At 44.1% G+C, this 17446-nt stretch carries 11 protein-coding genes; 3 read left to right on the top strand and 8 right to left on the bottom strand.

Going from position 1 to position 17446, the window contains the following annotated elements; translation table 11 throughout:
• The first annotated feature begins 76 nt into the window (after positions 1-76).
• Genes L5L97_RS07115 through L5L97_RS07105 form a run of 3 tightly spaced genes read left to right on the top strand, consistent with a single transcriptional unit; the run spans position 77 to position 4118 of the window.
• Positions 77-3526: a YdbH domain-containing protein gene (locus L5L97_RS07115; protein WP_263181521.1), complete on the top strand. Its 3450-nt coding sequence runs from the start codon at positions 77-79 to the stop codon at positions 3524-3526.
• A gap of 13 nt (positions 3527-3539) precedes the next feature.
• Positions 3540-3758 (top strand): YnbE family lipoprotein, encoded by a 219-nt coding sequence (locus tag L5L97_RS07110; protein ID WP_028759774.1) that lies wholly within the window; start codon positions 3540-3542, stop codon positions 3756-3758.
• 24 nt (positions 3759-3782) lie between these two features.
• Complete coding sequence (locus tag L5L97_RS07105; protein ID WP_106650697.1) at positions 3783-4118, top strand: YdbL family protein; 336 nt, start codon at positions 3783-3785, stop codon at positions 4116-4118.
• Positions 4119-4256: 138 nt separating this feature from the next.
• Here L5L97_RS07105 and L5L97_RS07100 read toward each other — a convergent pair whose 3' ends face one another.
• The 8 genes from L5L97_RS07100 to L5L97_RS07065 form a co-directional block, all read right to left on the bottom strand.
• A complete protein-coding gene (locus L5L97_RS07100) occupies positions 4257-5180 on the bottom strand; it encodes a 5'-nucleotidase (RefSeq protein WP_263181520.1) in 924 nt (307 codons plus the stop codon).
• A gap of 96 nt (positions 5181-5276) precedes the next feature.
• Positions 5277-5870 carry a GTP cyclohydrolase II gene (gene ribA / locus L5L97_RS07095; RefSeq protein WP_263181519.1) on the bottom strand — a complete coding sequence of 198 codons (594 nt, stop codon included), beginning with the start codon at positions 5868-5870 and terminating at the stop codon, positions 5277-5279.
• Positions 5870-6397: a DUF4231 domain-containing protein gene (locus L5L97_RS07090; protein ID WP_263181518.1), complete on the bottom strand. Its 528-nt coding sequence runs from the start codon at positions 6395-6397 to the stop codon at positions 5870-5872. Before L5L97_RS07090 ends, ribA begins: the two co-directional genes overlap by 1 nt.
• 754 nt (positions 6398-7151) lie before the next feature.
• Positions 7152-7685 carry a cell division protein ZapC gene (locus L5L97_RS07085; protein WP_105252649.1) on the bottom strand — a complete coding sequence of 178 codons (534 nt, stop codon included), beginning with the start codon at positions 7683-7685 and terminating at the stop codon, positions 7152-7154.
• 200 nt (positions 7686-7885) lie between these two features.
• On the bottom strand, positions 7886-8905 hold the full coding sequence (pyrD, locus tag L5L97_RS07080) for a quinone-dependent dihydroorotate dehydrogenase (RefSeq protein WP_263181517.1): 1020 nt from the start codon (positions 8903-8905) through the stop codon (positions 7886-7888).
• A 62-nt stretch (positions 8906-8967) separates the two neighbouring features.
• The gene (locus L5L97_RS07075) at positions 8968-13812 is read right to left on the bottom strand and encodes an NAD-glutamate dehydrogenase (protein ID WP_263181516.1); all 4845 of its coding nucleotides are present in this window, start codon (positions 13810-13812) and stop codon (positions 8968-8970) included.
• A 264-nt stretch (positions 13813-14076) separates the two neighbouring features.
• Complete coding sequence (locus L5L97_RS07070; RefSeq protein ID WP_113940560.1) at positions 14077-16392, bottom strand: efflux RND transporter permease subunit; 2316 nt, start codon at positions 16390-16392, stop codon at positions 14077-14079.
• Between the two features lie 36 nt (positions 16393-16428).
• On the bottom strand, positions 16429-17445 hold the full coding sequence (locus tag L5L97_RS07065; RefSeq protein ID WP_263138620.1) for a WD40/YVTN/BNR-like repeat-containing protein: 1017 nt from the start codon (positions 17443-17445) through the stop codon (positions 16429-16431).
• Position 17446: the final 1 nt, after the last annotated feature.

Genomic DNA, 17446 nt, shown 5'->3' with positions numbered 1-17446 from the left:
CACATTCGTGTATTTTTGCACTGCTAAGGCACGAGTTTGATCAGGGCTCAGTCAATAAGGATAAATATCAAACCCAATGCCAATCCACAACAAGCCAAGCCGTGGCAATGCCTCTGATAGCAAGGCACCTCAACACGAGGCAACGCAGATATCCGCTGGCCCTCGCAGTGGTGCTTTAGGTTCTGGAACGGATACTCATGTTGCTGCACAAAATCGCCGTAAATTCCCCCTAAAAAAAACCTTATTGGCGACCAGCTTAACGGGCATCTTGGCGGGCGTGGCGTTAACTGTTTGGATTGTGAATACTCAGGCTGAAAAACTGATTATGCAGGCGGCAAATTTTGCCCTCACAGGTATGGACAGCGAACTGATTAACATTGAATTAGGGCAAAGTCAGTTAGAACATTGGCGAATTACCTCTGCCAATCTGAGGGTACATGATAGCCATATCAGGCTTAATGATTTGAATATTCAGCTAAAACTTGACTGGCCGCAGAGTTTTGCCGAACTTAAACAGTTCAGCCAAGCTTCTTACCTCACTCAAAAAATCACCCAAATATCCACAGGTGATATTGAGGTCGAGTTAGGGCAATCACTGTTTTTACCCAATAGAAATGCCATCGATGAACAAGGCCCCGCATTGGCCTTAGATATCAAATCATTACCACTCATCGATATCGGAAAAACCAGTCTTATTCTCAAAGCCCAGCATCTCAACACCCAAAATGATTTACCTGCCTATCGTTTGGTGATGGACAAGTTGAGCCTCAACGGCGCGGGGGAAATCAACAGCGAGTTTAGCCACGCAGGCGAAAGCATCGCCACACTGAAAGCAACACTCGAAACCAACAAATGGCAACTCATGAGTCAAATCCAGCTCGCGCCGCTGCTTACGAGCTTGCATCAAATCAGCCTGAGGCAAGCGCAAGACAGTGTGCTGAGTCCGTTAACTGAGCTTGATAAAGAGTGGCAAGCGTTAGCAATTGATTTACAAGGCCAATTGGTATCCAACAGCAGTATTACATTAACCTCAGGCGAGCTTATCAGTGAGCATCAGTTAATCGAGCCAAAGCTGACCTTTAATCAGTTGGCAGCGCTGCAACTTGCACCTAAACCCGAGCTTGTGTCAAAACCTAAGTTAGCATTTAAGATTGCCGGACATTTAGCTGAACTTGACCTAAAACTAGAGCCCTTTAGCTTAGCTGTGAGCCCCAATGCCGTCCAGCAACAACGATTGATGCAGCTGCTCGATAAGTCGCTGGCTAAGCCTTTAACACAGCCTTCAACTCAATCTTTAACCCAGCCGGCAGCCAAGCCTGCTTCGGAGCAAGTGCCTTATCCGCTAGCGAGTCAAATCGCTAAGCTGCTATCGGGGCTCAAGAGTACAGATACACCAGTGGGGATCGCACTGACATTGCCTGAAGCCCTGCACTATCCGCTGACTCAAATTCCGCAAGATGTGCACTTAGCTAATCCCCTTGCAATTAAACTTCCTCAAGTGAAGCTTAAGACCTTAGGCAGTAAGCTAGATACCCAAGTCGATTTGGCCAATGTTGAAATAACAAAATCAACCGAAGCACTGTCCTTCAAAACAGATTGGCGCCTTAGTACGAAGCAAACCAGCTCAATGCAATTATCTGAATTGTGGGCAAATCCGCCGCAGGACTTTAGCTGGAATAATAGTCAGTTAACGACAGCAGGCACATTTAACTTAGTTCAGACGCCAAGTTCAACCGATTGGCAATTTATCACTGCCGCTACCGAATCGACTGAACTGACTCAATCAACAAAACAAAATACTGGCAACACGCTACAATTCGCCGTGGGTGAGCTTAAGCGTATTAGCATGCAAAATAAAAATGCGGCTAAACATGCAGAGTTTAGCCTTGGTAGTATCGCGATAAATGCTCTCGCACCGCTGAACATAAGCTCGCAAAAAAGCACTCATACTCACAGTTCTGGTATTCAAAACGCTAGCATTCAGAAAGTCAGTCCAGCGCAAAGCTCAGTGCCCACATCTGATACCGCAAACAGGTTAACCCTTGCCATACCGCCTTTAGCCTTAGCACTGGAGCAACTGTATTTTTCGCAGACCAAACAGACTTTAGTGACAGATGATGTAGTCGCTGAGGCTAATGCGGATAAAAATGCTAGCACTAGCATCATAACGAAAACCGATATGAATGCGGGCAGTTTCTCGATTGCATTACAAAAAGCCATGTCATTTGAGCTTAAACCCGATATCGAAGCGCTGTTCGACTCACTACGCGCTACCACTTGGCGTAATCAACTCGCATGGCAAGCAAGTCAGCTAAATATCGAAAAACGGCTCAGCAGCAAAGGCCGCAGCCGCAAAGAAACCGTACTTAAGCTGGACAAGTTAACGCTGGCACAAAGCTTAGATTGGAAAAATAACACGCTCTTTGGTGATGAGCATTGGCAAGTGGGCACCGTTGAGCTGCAAAGCCAACACAAGTTGAATCTTGCCACCGCGAACAATCCCTTAGTGTTAACGGGCCAATGGGTAGTCAACACTAGCATGACCGAGGCGCTAGCCTTGCTCAATCAAACCCAACCCTTACCATCTGAGCTTAATGTCACAGGTAATAACCAATTACAGGCGCAGTTTAATTTAACCCAACAGCGCGATCAGACCCAATTTGCCATGCAAATAACTCAATCGATGACAGAACTTGAAGGCTTTTATAAAGACATCATTTTTGAGGGGGGAAAACTGCAAGCGCAATGTGAGTTCACTTGGGGGCAATCTTATAAAAAAGAGTCTCATAACAAGCCACAGGATAAAGGCTATTTTAGCAGCCTCAGTAAGCTCAATTGCCCGCAGACGCTGATGACCTTTAACTTATTTGATCCTGGCTTCCCACTGACCGATATCGAAGTGGAAGCCGATATCGCCCTTGGCAAAGATGCCGAGAAATTGCCCGACAATTGGATACAACAACTCACAGGCTTAAGTGACACCGATGTTTCCATGACCGCCAAAGGCAAAGTGCTCAGCGGACAGTTTCTGCTGCCAGAATTTAATCTTAAATTGCAGGATAAATCCCATGCCTATCTGCTGCTGCAGGCCATGAGTCTGGAAGAGGTCCTGCGCATTCAACCACAAATTGGCATCTATGCCGACGGCATATTCGATGGCGTGTTGCCCGTCGATTTAATCAACGGCAAAGTGTCGATCACTGGCGGGCAATTAGCCGCGCGCACCCCCGGCGGCCTCATAGCTATCTCGGGCAACCCCGCCGTTGAGCAGATGCGCCAATCCCAACCGTATCTAGACTTTGTCTTTTCGACGTTAGAACACTTACAATACAGCCAATTATCAAGCAGCTTTGATATGGACCAAGCCGGTGATGCTAAACTACTCGTCGAAGTAAAAGGCCGCGGTGAAGGGATTGAACGCCCTATCCACTTGAATTACTCCCACGAAGAGAACATGCTGCAATTATTTAGAAGTCTGCAAATTGGTAATGACTTGCAGGACAGAATCGAAAAATCAGTGAAGTAACAAGGAAACCTCAGTGAAGATAATTCAATTACAGCAAATTAGCATAGGTACCCGAAGCGCGCTTATCGCATTGGTAGCCCTAGCCTCATTGCAGGGCTGTACGCCCACAGTCAAAATAGAACCGCCAGATAAACCTATCGTTATCAATCTCAATGTGAAAATTGAACATGAGATACGGATCAAAGTAGATAAGGAATTAGACCAACTCCTATCAGACGATAAGCTGTTCTAATTAAATAAGAATTGAGGAATCACCATGAAATCAATCCGACTAAAAACAAAGTTATTATTGCTATTAACCCTCAGCTTCTTAAGCCTAAGCGCCTTTGCTATGTCACTTCAAGAAGCTAAATCACAGGGCTATTTAGGGGAACAAGCCAACGGCTACTTAGGGCTAGTACAAGCCAATCCCGAAGCCAAAGCCGTGATGGATGACGTAAATAACAAACGTCGCGCCCACTACGAAACCATCGCCAAGAAGAACAAACTCTCCCCTGCCGACGTCGCTAAGCTCGCCGGCGAAAAAGCCATAGCCGCCACAGATAAAGGCAACTATGTGCAAGATGCCAAAGGCAAATGGATTAAAAAGTAGTCCGCTTTTAAAGGGCTCTAGCGCATAAAAGCAAAACGAATAGACATAAACAAAACGCCTGCAATAGCAGGCGTTTTTATGGGTAGATTTTCCGTTAAAAGGCAGATAATTGAGATACCTCCAGCTACCCGGTTCAATTTACTTATTGGCAATGCCAAATGGTATATGTACCATCGGTATGTCACCAGCCTTTGACTCCAAATGACTTCTTTGGTCATCGAAGAACATATGGGGTTTAAGCTTTGACAAAATTCTATCTTTTTCCATACCGCCAAGAAAAAACATCTCGTTGGCACTTACCCCCCAGTCCTCAAGGGTTGTAATAACACGCTCATGGGCTGGTGCATTTCTAGCCGTAACGATAGCTGTAGTTAGAATCCGTTTGTAATTTCGATCTTTTTCAATTTCACGATCTTCAAGTTTTTGCAGGAAAGCGAGCTTTTTGAAAAGATCGGCCAATGGCCCTGGTTTGTGTGGTATTTCAGAATTAGCCACTTCATAAGCGTGGAATTCTGGAAGATCTCCCCCTTTAAATATTGCCTCTGCTTCGTCATCAGCGATAACTCCGTCAAAGTCAAATGCAATCCTTAGCTCATCATTTTCATCATCATTAACTATCTGACTAGGTAAAACCAACCCACCGGGATATCCAGCGTCAATAGCATTTTGCACATCTTCCTCGTTTGCTGACAGAAATAATGATGCATTAAATGCTGGGATATACTCAAATGGTGATTTCCCTTCCATGAAAGCTGCTCTGGAAATATCAAGATCGTAATACTTAATCGATCTAAAGACTCTTTTTCCGGTAACCGCTGAATTTCTTGATAATAGTACAACTTCAACAGGTAATTTTTCAGGAAAGCGTCGATTAATTTTCAGAAACCGTTTAATAAAAGGAAAGGCAACACCTTTATCAAGAATTTTGTCTAGGTTATCTTCTTGAAATTTCTTATAAGCTTTTGGTCCTTCTTCCACAAAAACAGCATGCGATTCAGACAAATCAAATAAAGCACTTGATGAAACTGCAACAACTAACTTCCTTTCAATGGGATATGGCATATAGATCCTCTGAGAATTGAACGCTGCCAGTACGCACGGCTTTGTAGTGAAGGAGAAGCCACAACGAAAAAGACGTCGCCGTGCCTAGCCTTGTTTTCATTTTTCGAACTCCGAAAGCATATGGCCCATTTTATGGGCTTTTGTCTCAAGGTAAGGAGCTGAATGCGGAGTTGATTTAATTTCTAACGGCTCACGATTAACAGATATTTGTTTCGAATTGATTCCCGCAACTTTACGGGGGTTGTTTGTTAGCAAACGTATTTCAGTAACAGAGAATTTCTCTAATATCTGAACCGCTCTTACGTATTCTCTAGGATCTTGATCAACACCTAAATGGCGATAAGCGTCAGATGTATCTAAGCCGTGTGTCAAACCAAGCTGCATACCTTTAACTTTGTTTAGCAACCCCGCACCTCTTCCATCACAGAGCATGTAGATTAAATAACCCCCTTCTACTGCGATCCTCTTCTGGCTTTCGCTTAACTGGGCGTGGCAATCACAGTCTAGGCTTCTAAATATTTCTGCTGTATAACAAGCGCTTTGGACCCTAACTAATGGCACTGCTTCATAATTAGGATTAACAAGGACAAGTATATTGTCTTCTTCGTGTTCCCCCCAGTTAAAGCAATAAAAATCGAACTCTCCAAATTTAGTTTTAATGTGAGTTTTTTCAACTTGATAACAACCCATTATTCATTTTCCTTCGGCGTATTTTGTGGCGCAGACCTAATATCTTCTGGATTTGGAACCATCGGGACCCATGAATAATGAGCGTTCAATGCTATCTGAGCGACATTTTCAACTAGAAGTTTTCCTGGATCAGGGTGATCAGAATATTTAGCGACCCGATATTGATACTTATAGAGATTATCTTCTAGCTCTCTTTGTGAAGTCCTGTATAAAGCCCAGAGCTGCTGTGGTTTCCGCAACTGCAACCATGCCGTTGAAAACGCCACGGCAACTGAAAGCAAAGTAGGCACCAGCTTTGAAAATACAAAAACTGACCCATACTCACCAAACAGTTTTGCTATATCTTCGCCTAGTGTAACGAAAATTGGTGCTGCTAGAGCACCTCCCATCGAAAGCCAAAAGCACAACATGGATTCGTTCTTGTTGTGAGTTGATTTGTCTTTGAATCCCTTAATTATTGCTTTGCAAAACTCTTCTGGATTTTTTTGTACATCATTAATATTTTCTTTTTTAGACTTATCTACCATTTATATAAGACCCAAGTTTGGCTGACGTATAACATCTTAATATTTATGCGCAGCGCTGTTTGCAGAGCATAAATCGTTTGTTGGACTTGGCCACCACCACATCCATGTAAATTGGTGTAAATGATGCTATAGGAATTTGCTTTTTTGGGGTAGTGGTTTTTCATACAAAAAGACCGGACACCCCCCAATTTTTTTGCTTTTAGCGCTGCGCAAACAATACAGAAAATAGTGCCAACCATAGTTAAATGATAACTCTCGCCTTTGAATCAACAGACTACGCAAATGCTAAAAGGTGCGCCATGGTGATTGGCGAGACGACCGTCCGACCCATGGACGGGGCGGTCGAGCATCCACGGATGGACTCGCTGCGAGTCGACGAGTGAATACCATGGCAAACCTATCTATGTGGATCAAGTGAGCTTATTATCAGTAAGGAATCAGTTCACTTTATGATGCTGGCAATCCATGACGGAATATTTGGCTCACCAAACTGCTCTGCATACTTCTTGGCCTCGTCACTCTCCTTCTATTTGATAGAAAAAGCTGAGCCGAGTTTAGAGTAATAAGACTCACGAATTATCGTTGGGTAGCATTCGATAGAAAGGTGTTGAAGAGTCACGTGACTAATTTTAGAAAAAAGCTTTCTTAGCAGAAAAGAGTACGGATAGCGCACTAATGCTATGGAGATTTAAGCGAATTATCGGCTAATAATAGATATCAAAAAAACCATAATGACTATTGATCTGCAAACACATTATGCCGCAACCACGTGGCGCTGTGCACGCAGTGGGTGTAATCGATTATGCATCACTTTAATGGTTTCAAACTGCACCATGGTTTTAGCGCCTGACAAGACACATTCGGGTGACAATAACATCACTAGCGCGGACTGAAGGGTATTTTCAACCACGAGGGCGAGTACTCTTTGCTTTTGGCATTTTAGCTCAAATACTTTACCTACATCGCTATAAACACAGACATCACTGGTATCAAAAAACCATGATTTAGGCATTTGTGGTGTCAGCATAAAATGGGCGGCGGTGGCATTGAGGGCGATTTGCACAATAGCAGCATCGGACAAAGACAGGGTTTTAGGCAATCTATCGAGTAAGTTCATATAGAATTTGGCGTGCGCAATATTAAATTCCATGCTTGATAAGGCATCTGGAATGAGTAATTTTGCTTTATAAGACGTCAGAAATTCTATCTCGGAACCTAACGATACGCCTAATACACCATACGAATCGTTATATTTCCATTGCCAATCTTTTTGCGGCATTAATAACATAACGGTGACCCAATATTTGAACACTGGGACATAATAGTAGATATTTTATCCAATATCAAAATAAAAATAATAAAATACAAATTATTTAACAGTTACTTAGTCGATCTATTGTAAGATCTTAACAGCGATCTAAGGATCATTTTAGATCGCTGTTAAAGAATAAGATCTTATTTTAGATCGTTATATTGATCTTAAGATCATTATTTCAAGCGGTATGCATTCACTATTTCTTTAATTAACTTCGGACCTTGATAAATAAAACCCGAATAAATCTGAACCATAGTGGCGCCCGCATCGAATTTGGCTAAGGCATCTTCAGCGCTATTAATACCGCCCACACCGATGATCGGGATCTGCCCTTTCAAACAAATTGCCAATTGCTTAATCACTTTAGTAGACAGCTCAGTTAAGGGTTTGCCGCTTAAGCCGCCGCTTTCATTGGCGTTGGCAAGACCGCTAACACCATCACGCGTTAAAGTGGTATTGGTCGCAATTGCGCCATCAAATTTGTTTTTAATCAAAGCTTGCGCGATATTTTCAATTTCTTCGATGGTTAAATCTGGAGCAATTTTAAGCGCGATGGGCACGTATTTTTTATGCTTTTCGGCCAGCTCAAGTTGCTTAGTTTTAATTGCGCTCAATAATTCATCTAATAGATCGCCATATTGTAGCGATCGTAATCCTGGGGTATTGGGTGATGAAATATTCACCGCAATATAAGCCGCATGGAGATAAACTTTATCCATGCAGATCAAATAATCGTCTTTACCTTGTTCTACTGGCGTGTCTTTATTTTTGCCAATATTGACGCCAACCATGATATTGGTCTTTTTAGCGATCAAATTTTTGACCAGATTATCGACACCCTTATTATTAAACCCCATGCGATTAATGATGCCTTTGGCAGGCTTTAATCTAAATAGACGGGGTAAATCGTTACCAGGCTGTGGTCTTGGGGTAACTGTACCCACTTCAATATGACCAAATCCCATCGCATGAAAGGCATCAATTGATTCGCCGTCTTTATCCATTCCCGCAGCGAGACCTACCGGATTTGGAAAAGTCAGCCCCATAAATGTGACTGGAGCTGGCGCAATCGTTTGGCGATAAAAGCAGTTTAACGGACTGTTGCCTGTCATTTTTAAGCTGCCAATAGCCAGATTATGCGCTCGCTCAGGATCCATCTGAAACATGACTTTCTGTGCGATTTTATAGAACATGTACTTTCCTCGACCTAAAAAAAGCCCCGGCGATCGCCAGGGCTTCTGATTATTATAAAAGTTTACTTTTGGCCTTCGCAATGAAGGATCAGAAGATTAAGTTCACGTAGGGCGACGGAGAACTTAGCAAACTCATGGATTTGCGATGTCTTGAAGTCAGCTAGCATATGGAACCATCTTTCCAATAGGGCTTGATTAGAATCAATCCATTGGGAAATCACGCTCTGGGCGTCACAGGTTGCACTGCAGGTTCTTAAGACCACTGAACTCAACGCACGTTGTTGCCAATCCAACTCTTCCCTAAAGGCTGCACGAGCCAGTGCTTGCCAATGGTTCGCCACAGGTTGAGCACTGATCTGTTCTAGGAACCAGTGTAACTCAACACGAGCACCGAGTTTAAAGTAAGTTTCAGCAACCAACGCCACTGTCTTATCTTCAGCTTGGGCAATTTGTGCAATATCTAACGCTGAGAATAAGGTACTCATGTTAGCTACTAAGGTCGCAACATCCTGTGGCACATTTTCCTTGATCAAGGCGTTGATCTCAGTTTGAATGCCCGCGGCTTCTTCTTCTACTAGATATAAATGAACATTGGCCTTAATTTGTTCAAATACAGGTTTGAAGAATGCAACGGTTTGTTCAATGCTCCACGCGCGATTGCGATGACGTAGGAACCAACGACATGCACGGCGCATATTACGGCGCAATTGGTGCAACATTTCACCTTGAACCACAGCAGGTACGATACCGTTTAAGTCAGTGATCGATTTAGTTAATTCAGCTAAACCAAACACTTCGCGAGCCATAGTGTAGCAAATCGCCGCATCGGCAACTGAGGCACCAGTCTCATCTTGCATACGTTGAACGAAGTTCAAGCCCATATCGTTGACAAGTTCATTGGCGAGTGAGGTCGCAATGATTTCACCACGCAGTGGGTGTGTCGCCATTCTGTCGCTGTATTTTTCCTGCAGTTTTTTAGGGAAATACGCGATAAGCAATTGGCTTAATAAGGTATCTTCAGTGATTTCTGGCGTCACTAACTGTTCTTTCAGCACCATTTTCGCGTAGGCAACCAGTACAGAAAGCTCTGGGCGTGTTAACGCGCGACCACTGGCTAAACGCTCAGCAAGTTCATCCTCTGAGGGTAAGAACTCTAATGCTCTGTCTAACTTGCCTTCTTTTTCCAGATATTGGATAAAGCGGATCTGCTCTTTAAGCTGCTCAGCACCACGCACTTGAGTCACAGAGATAGTTCGAGTTTGATCTTTACAGTCTTGCAGAACAATTTGACCGACTTCTTCGGTCATTTCTTCCAGTAAACGGTTACGCTGCTTAAGCGTTAGTTCACCTTCAGTCACCATAGCGTTCAGCAGGATCTTGATGTTCACTTCGTTATCTGAACAGTCCACACCACCAACGTTATCCACGAAGTCAGTGTTGATTCGACCACCATTAGCTGCATATTCGATACGACCTAACTGAGTACAACCTAAGTTACCTCCCTCGCCGACAATCTTAGCACGCAGTTCGCCACCGTTGACCCGCAGAGCATCGTTAGCGCGATCGCCAACTTCAGCGTGGGTTTCACGTGAAGATTTCACATACGTACCGATACCGCCGTTCCAGATCAAATCCACTGGCATTTTCAACAGTTCTTTCATCAGCTCAGTTGGGGTCATAGAGGTTTTCTCTGTGGCCAACATTTGCTTCATCTCTGCCGATAATGGAATGGATTTAGATGAACGGAGGAAAATACCGCCACCTTTAGAAATCAACTTGCTGCTGTAGTCTTCCCAGCTTGAACGTGGCAGAGCGAATAAACGCGCCCGTTCATCATAACTTAATGCCGTATCCGGATTTGGATCGATAAAGATATGCATATGGTTAAAGGCTGCAACCAGTTTAGTGTGCTTAGACAACAACATACCGTTACCGAATACGTCGCCCGCCATGTCACCTATACCTAAACAGGTAAAGTCTGTAGTTTGGCAATCAATACCGACTTCGCGGAAATGACGCTTAACCGATTCCCAGCCGCCTTTGGCCGTGATACCCATTTTCTTATGGTCATAACCGTTACTGCCACCTGATGCGAATGCATCACCGAGCCAAAAGCGGTATTCGAGGGAAATCGAGTTCGCGATATCAGAGAATGTCGCTGTGCCTTTATCGGCTGCTACCACTAAATATGGGTCATCTTCATCGTGACGAACCACATCCAATGGATGGACGATTTCACCGTTCAAAATGTTATCGGTAATATCGAGCAATGCACGGATAAAGATGCGGTAACATTCTTGACCTTCGGTGAAGAAAGCTTCACGGCCGCCTTCAGTTGGCAATTGTTTACAAACAAAGCCACCTTTAGCACCCACAGGCACAATCACAGTGTTTTTCACTTGCTGTGCTTTTACCAAACCTAATACTTCGGTACGGAAATCTTCACGGCGATCTGACCAACGCAGACCACCACGAGCCACTTTACCGTAACGTAAATGCACACCTTCAACCCGTGGCGAATAAACGAATATTTCGAATTTCGGCAGTGGACGTGGCATTTCAGGGATCAGTGAAGGCATGAATTTAAACGAGATATAACTCTTAGATTCGCCTTTGGCATCCAGTTGGTAGAAGTTGGTACGCAGAGTGGCGTTAATCAAGTCTAAATAACGACGAATAATACGGTCATCATCTAAGCTAGACACTTCGTCTAAACGTAAATTGATCTGCTCCAAAAACTTGCCCAGAGTACGGGTTTTCAGTTTAGGGTTAAATTTACGGATGAACATCTTCACCAACAAATCAGCGATTTGTGGGTAACGACCGAAGGTTTCTTCAATATATGACTGACTGAAAGTTGCATCGATTTGACGCATGTATTTCGCATACGCGCGCAATACAGAGACTTCACGGCCGGTTAAACCTGACGCCAGAATAATGCGGTTGAAGCCGTCATCTTCTAACTTCTTTTGCCACACTTGTGACAGTGCAGTTTGGAATCTATCTTGGCTATCAGCGATGTTATCTGTGTTGACGACTTTAACTGTCATCAAGAAGTCTAAGATCCAGAAGGTAGAACCGTCTGAAGTCGTGACTTCATATGGACGCTCGTTGATCACGCGCAGACCAAAGTTTTCGAGCATTGGCAACACGTCAGATAGATGAATAGGCTCATCTTTATGGAATAGCTTTAAACGCACTTTGTTGTCGTTCAGCGCCGCTTCCTGCGGTTGATAGAACAACATGCCGAGCTTGTGTTCATCATCCAGTGCTTCGAGCTGTTGCATGTCAACGACGGCAGAACTTGGTAATACGTCTTCTTTATAGCTTTGTTCAAACGCATTGAAATAACGCTTAGTCAGATGAGTGCCAGCTTCTTCGCCGAGTGCACTGTTAAGCGCAGTGCTTAACTTATCTTCCCACGAACGTGCCGCTTCTATTAAGTTGTTCTCTATGGCAGCCACATCTACATCCATATTATTGTTATCAACTTTGACTATGTAGTGAGTGCGGGCTAGCGTCGACTCGGAAAAATAAGTCGTAAACTCTACATCTTCTTTGCTGTTAAAGTGCTGGGCCAGAATACGTTGAGTATCTTGGCGGAGTTTAGTGTTGTAACGATCCTTAGAAACGTACACTAAACAGGATAAGAAACGGCCAAAGCCATCTTTGCGTACAAAGAGTTTCAGCTTGTCTCTGTCTTGCATTTCTAACACGCCATGAGCCATGTGCGATAAATCATCAACATTGGCTTGAATTAGCTCGTCACGAGGTAAATTCTCAAGGATGTTTAGCAGGGCTTTATAGTCGTGTGAACGTGGGGTCAAGCCTGAACGATCTAACACACGCTGCACTTTTTCATTCAGCAGTGGGATTTCACGTGGGCTACGGTTATACAGGTTTGACGCATATAAACCGATAAATCTATCTTCGCCAATCACATTGCCTTTCTTATCGAAACGCTTAATACCGATATAATCGACATAAGCTGGGCGATGCACGCGGCTCTTAGCACTGCTCTTAGTGAGGATCAGTAAGCTGTGGTCTAAGGCTTCTTTGCGGGCACTATCGGAGAAGCTAGATAACAACAAACCTTGCTCAGGTTGCGCTTTAGTGTGCTTGTTCATCAAACCTAAACTAGAGGCGATATTAGGCACTAATTCAACGTCACCTTCGACACGCTTCAAATCGTATTGACGGTAACCTAGTAGCGTAAAGTGATGATTATTCAAGTAAGTCAGGAAGTTAATCGCTTCTTCTAACTCTTGCTTATCGCCCGGGAACGGACGTTTTGGCAATTCCTTGATCATCTCAGCCAACTTGGCAGACATGACTTCCCAGTCATTGACTGATGAAGCGACATCGGCAAGCACAGACTGAATTTCGCGCTCTAATGCTTTGATATCGACAGTGCTGCTTTGACGGTCAATTTCAATCAAAAATACGGCGACATGCTCAGTGCTTTCAGGGCTCTTATTAAGATAAGTGACATTCGTCACACCACTTTCTGAACGCTCAATCGCCAGTGGAGTGTGCAACATCATGTGAGCAGTAATACCCATTCGCTTCAATGCCATACCAACTGAATCGACCAAGAATGGCATGTCAGGTTGGATAACTTCAATGATCGAGTGAGTCGATTGCCAGCCGTGTTTGGCTTGGCTAGGATTGAACACTCTCAGATGAGTGTTACCTTTTGGTGTTTTGTTCAGGGCGTTCCATAAACTGAGAACCGCACCGTATAAATCACTGTCATTACGCGCATTGAGATCGTCTTTCGACATGTGGGCATAAAGGCAGGTGGCGAACTGTTCAACTTGCTTGGCTTGTGAATTAGGGACTTTAGCGTGAATTAAACTGACTACATTTTCAAGTAGTACTGAAGGCATTGCATCTTTCAAGGCCATGTTGCTGTTTCCTTAAGCGTCTATGGCAGCGCTTTTTTCATTATTTGGATGCTTCGGCTTAACAATCGCAGATAAATTAATGTGATCTAGATCGTCGCGCGAAGTTTATTACTAAAACCGCTGTATTTCGAGGAAAATTTTAGTGGTACATCCTCTTGAAATCCAGTATTGGCGTAAACAAGGAATGACAAATGACCAAACAATCGATAAAGCAGACTAAGTATTCAAAAGTAAATGGGGAGCTTAGCTCCCCATTTGTAGACTCTACTTAGGTTGGCGCCAGAAAATGGCGGCCAATGCAGGTAGGATAATTATGGCACCGAGCATATTTACCACAAACATGAATGTTAACAATATTCCCATGTCCATTTGGAATTTAAGTGCCGAGAAGAACCAAGTACTGACACCAATCGCCAATGTAAGGCCCGTAAAGATCACCGCACTACCCCGTTCGACCAACGCCTCATAGTAAGCCTGCTGTACTGGCATACCATTCGATAGCTTAGACGACATAGTCGAGAGGATATAAATACCATAGTCCACACCAATACCAACCCCCAGCGCAATGACAGGTAAGGTACTGACAGCTAAGCCAATATCGAGCTGAGTCATCAAAGCTTGTGCCAGTGTCGACACGACATATAACGGAATAATGACCGCCACAGTGGCTTTAAAAGATTTAAAGCTGATTAAGCAGAGTACAAACACTGCACCATAGACGTATATCATCATAGGTAACTGTGCCTCAGCCACCGCTTCGTTAGTCGCTGCCATTACACCCACAGGACCCGACGCCAGTTTAAACTGCAACTTCTCGTTGTCCATTTTCGCGGCGACGGCTTTGACCTTAGCGACCACAGTTTCTATGGTTTCGGCCTTGTGATCTTTCATAAACAGATACACAGGCATGACAGAACAATCGCCATTTAATAAACCTGAAGTCGTGGGAATTTGGCCAATAGCCTGTACTAAGCTCGCCGTTGTACGCGGCAACACTTCCCATCTTGGATTACCTTCGTTGAAGCCTGCATTCACTTTTTTAGCGACTGACGCCAAACTCACAGTCGACTCCACCCCTGGGGTATTGCGTACTAACCACTCAAACTGATCAATTTGAGTGAGCACATCGTGGTAAGTACAGGCTTCAGGTGCTGCCTCAACAATCACAGTCATCACATCTGTGGTGATAGAGAAATGATCTGTGATGAAGAAGGTATCGAGGTTATAACGCGAATCTTGATGTAACGCTGGCGCGCCGCCCTGTAAGTCACCAATCTTCATCTGATTGGCTTGTTGCAAACCCACAAAATACAACACCACAGTGGCAATAATGACTACCACAGCATATTTAGGCGTCGCAAAACGCGCCATGAAGCGCCAAATAGCCTCAGTTCGCACTTCTTCAGCAGTTGGTTCTGCGTGTTTATTGACTTTGATTTCAGTAAAAGAAATTACCAAAGGCAACAGGATAAGGTTAGTGAAAATGATCACGCCAACACCGAGCGAGGCAGAAATCGCCAGCTCGCGAATAATCCCAATATCGATAAATAACAGGGTAATAAAACCAACAGTATCAGACAGTAATGCCACACCACCCGGCACTAATAAACTACGAAATGCCGACGCCGAAGCCGCTTTTGTCGTTTGCCCGTCGAGCACTCGACGCCGTACAGCATTGATGATCTGCACCCCGTGGCTCACACCGATGGCGAAGACTAAAAACGGTACCAGAATCGACATAGGATCGAGACCGAAACCTATCACAGTCAATAAACCAAGCTGCCAGACCACAGCCGTTAAACTGCAGACCAGTGGCAGCATGGTCAAGATGATTGATTTAGAAAAGAGGTAAACCATGATGGCGGTGACCAAAATCGCGATCACGAAGAACAGCAATACACCCTTAGCACCATCAGCCACATCCCCCGCCATTTTGGCGAAACCTATGATGTGAATTTTAACCTTATCGGTTTCGAACTTGCCCCTAAGCTCTTTTTCTAATTGTGCAGCAAAAGCAATGGTATCAAGCGGTTTACCCGTCTGTGGATCAAAATCCATTAATTGAGCCGACACCATAGCCGCACTGTAATCGTTGGCAATTAATCGGCCGACAATCCCTGCTTTTTCAATATTATCGCGAACCGTTTCTAACCCAGACACTGAAGTTGAAAAATCCGCTGGAATAACTGGCCCGCCAGCAAAACCATCCTCAACGACTTCAGTAAAACGAGTGGAAGGCGAAAAAATTGATTTCACCTGCGCACGATCAACCCCTGGAATAAAAAACAGCTGATCATGCACGTTTTTTAAGGTATCAAAATAGTTAGCATTAAAAATATTACCGCTGGTATCCTCAACCGCCACCATGATGCTGTTGGCACCACCAAAATCTTTTTGGTGTTTCAGGTAGGTCTGCATATAACTGTGCTGCAGGGGAATATTTTTGATAAAAGCCGCATCCATTTTGAGTTGACTGGCCTGATAGCCAAAAAACAACGTCAAAAACACAAAAATGCCGACGACCCATGCGCGATTGCGAAACAAAAATGACTCAAATCCGTTGACCAGTTTTTCTAACATCTTCTCGGCCCTGTTATTTATTGTAGTTTTAAAATTTTATGGCTTAAGAATAAACAGCCCTTGGCTGCCGGATAACCACATATTCCCTTGATTATCCTTCGCAATAGACACTAAGTTTTCCCCTTGGCGACGAGTCACGATACTGCTAGTGTCGTCCTCATTTAGCTTGATCACTATCCCCGCATTACCCACTAAATATAGCGCGTCGTCAGAAACAACCATGGCACCGTTGATTGAGGATTGCACAGGCAGTTCTATTTGATTCCATTGGCTTAAAGTCACATCAGCTTTGAATATATGACCGCGAAGGCCCATCACATACACAGCATTTTTCGTTTCTACGGCGTTAAACATAGAACCATCGTAATCAAAATTGGTACGCGTAAATGTTTTACCTTGATCACCAGAAACAGCGACTAAGCCCAGCTCGCCAACCAATAATAAACGTCCATCGGTTAAGGTTAAAATACGATTAAAGTGCGGCAATAATGAAGCGCGCGCACTCAAATAGGCCGATTGATCGCTGCCTTTTAACTCCGCCAAATAAGCCACATCCTCTTCAGCTAAAAGCTCCTCATGGAACTCCTCGCGCCACTGGGCACCGCCATCGTTGGTGCGATAAAACAAACCGTAAGCGCCAATGGCAATACCATTGTTTTCGTCTAAAAACACCACATCGAGGAAAGGCTTTTCAATCTCTGGCGAATGCATTTGTAACTGCCAAGTTTGACCGCCATCCTGAGTATGTAAAATGGTTGCATCATGACCTACAGCCCAACCGCGTTTTTCATTGAGGAAAAAGACTTTGGTCAGCTGTGAACTCACGGGCGTTGCCACTTGATGCCAACTGCCGTCATATACCAGAGCATGACCACGTTCACCCACAGCCACTAAACCTGCGCCTACGTTGGCAATATCTAAAATCAAAGATGAAACAGCAAGAGGTTGAACTTGAGAAAAAATCGGATCAGAGGGCGTTGCAGATAACGTAGAAGGAAAAAAAGCGCCACCGAAACTTAATACAGCGACACACTGAAGGATGCGAAACGACATA

The organism is Shewanella sp. SM71 (assembly GCF_025653905.1).
Taxonomy (GTDB): domain Bacteria; phylum Pseudomonadota; class Gammaproteobacteria; order Enterobacterales; family Shewanellaceae; genus Shewanella; species Shewanella oncorhynchi.
Note: the sequence above shows the minus strand (reverse complement) of the source record. Positions and strands in the feature narration are given on the sequence as shown.

Excerpts from the sequence above, each read along its gene's own strand:
- L5L97_RS07070 (WP_113940560.1), bottom strand. The coding sequence starts at position 16,392 with ATGTTAGAAAAACTGGTCAACGGATTTGAGTCATTTTTGTTTCGCAAT.
- L5L97_RS07090 (WP_263181518.1), bottom strand. The coding sequence starts at position 6,397 with ATGGTAGATAAGTCTAAAAAAGAAAATATTAATGATGTACAAAAAAAT.
- L5L97_RS07100 (WP_263181520.1), bottom strand. The coding sequence starts at position 5,180 with ATGCCATATCCCATTGAAAGGAAGTTAGTTGTTGCAGTTTCATCAAGT.
- L5L97_RS07075 (WP_263181516.1), bottom strand. The coding sequence starts at position 13,812 with ATGGCCTTGAAAGATGCAATGCCTTCAGTACTACTTGAAAATGTAGTC.
- L5L97_RS07065 (WP_263138620.1), bottom strand. The coding sequence starts at position 17,445 with ATGTCGTTTCGCATCCTTCAGTGTGTCGCTGTATTAAGTTTCGGTGGC.
- L5L97_RS07105 (WP_106650697.1), top strand. The coding sequence starts at position 3,783 with ATGAAATCAATCCGACTAAAAACAAAGTTATTATTGCTATTAACCCTC.
- pyrD (WP_263181517.1), bottom strand. The coding sequence starts at position 8,905 with ATGTTCTATAAAATCGCACAGAAAGTCATGTTTCAGATGGATCCTGAG.
- ribA (WP_263181519.1), bottom strand. The coding sequence starts at position 5,870 with ATGGGTTGTTATCAAGTTGAAAAAACTCACATTAAAACTAAATTTGGA.
- L5L97_RS07115 (WP_263181521.1), top strand. The coding sequence starts at position 77 with ATGCCAATCCACAACAAGCCAAGCCGTGGCAATGCCTCTGATAGCAAG.
- L5L97_RS07085 (WP_105252649.1), bottom strand. The coding sequence starts at position 7,685 with ATGTTATTAATGCCGCAAAAAGATTGGCAATGGAAATATAACGATTCG.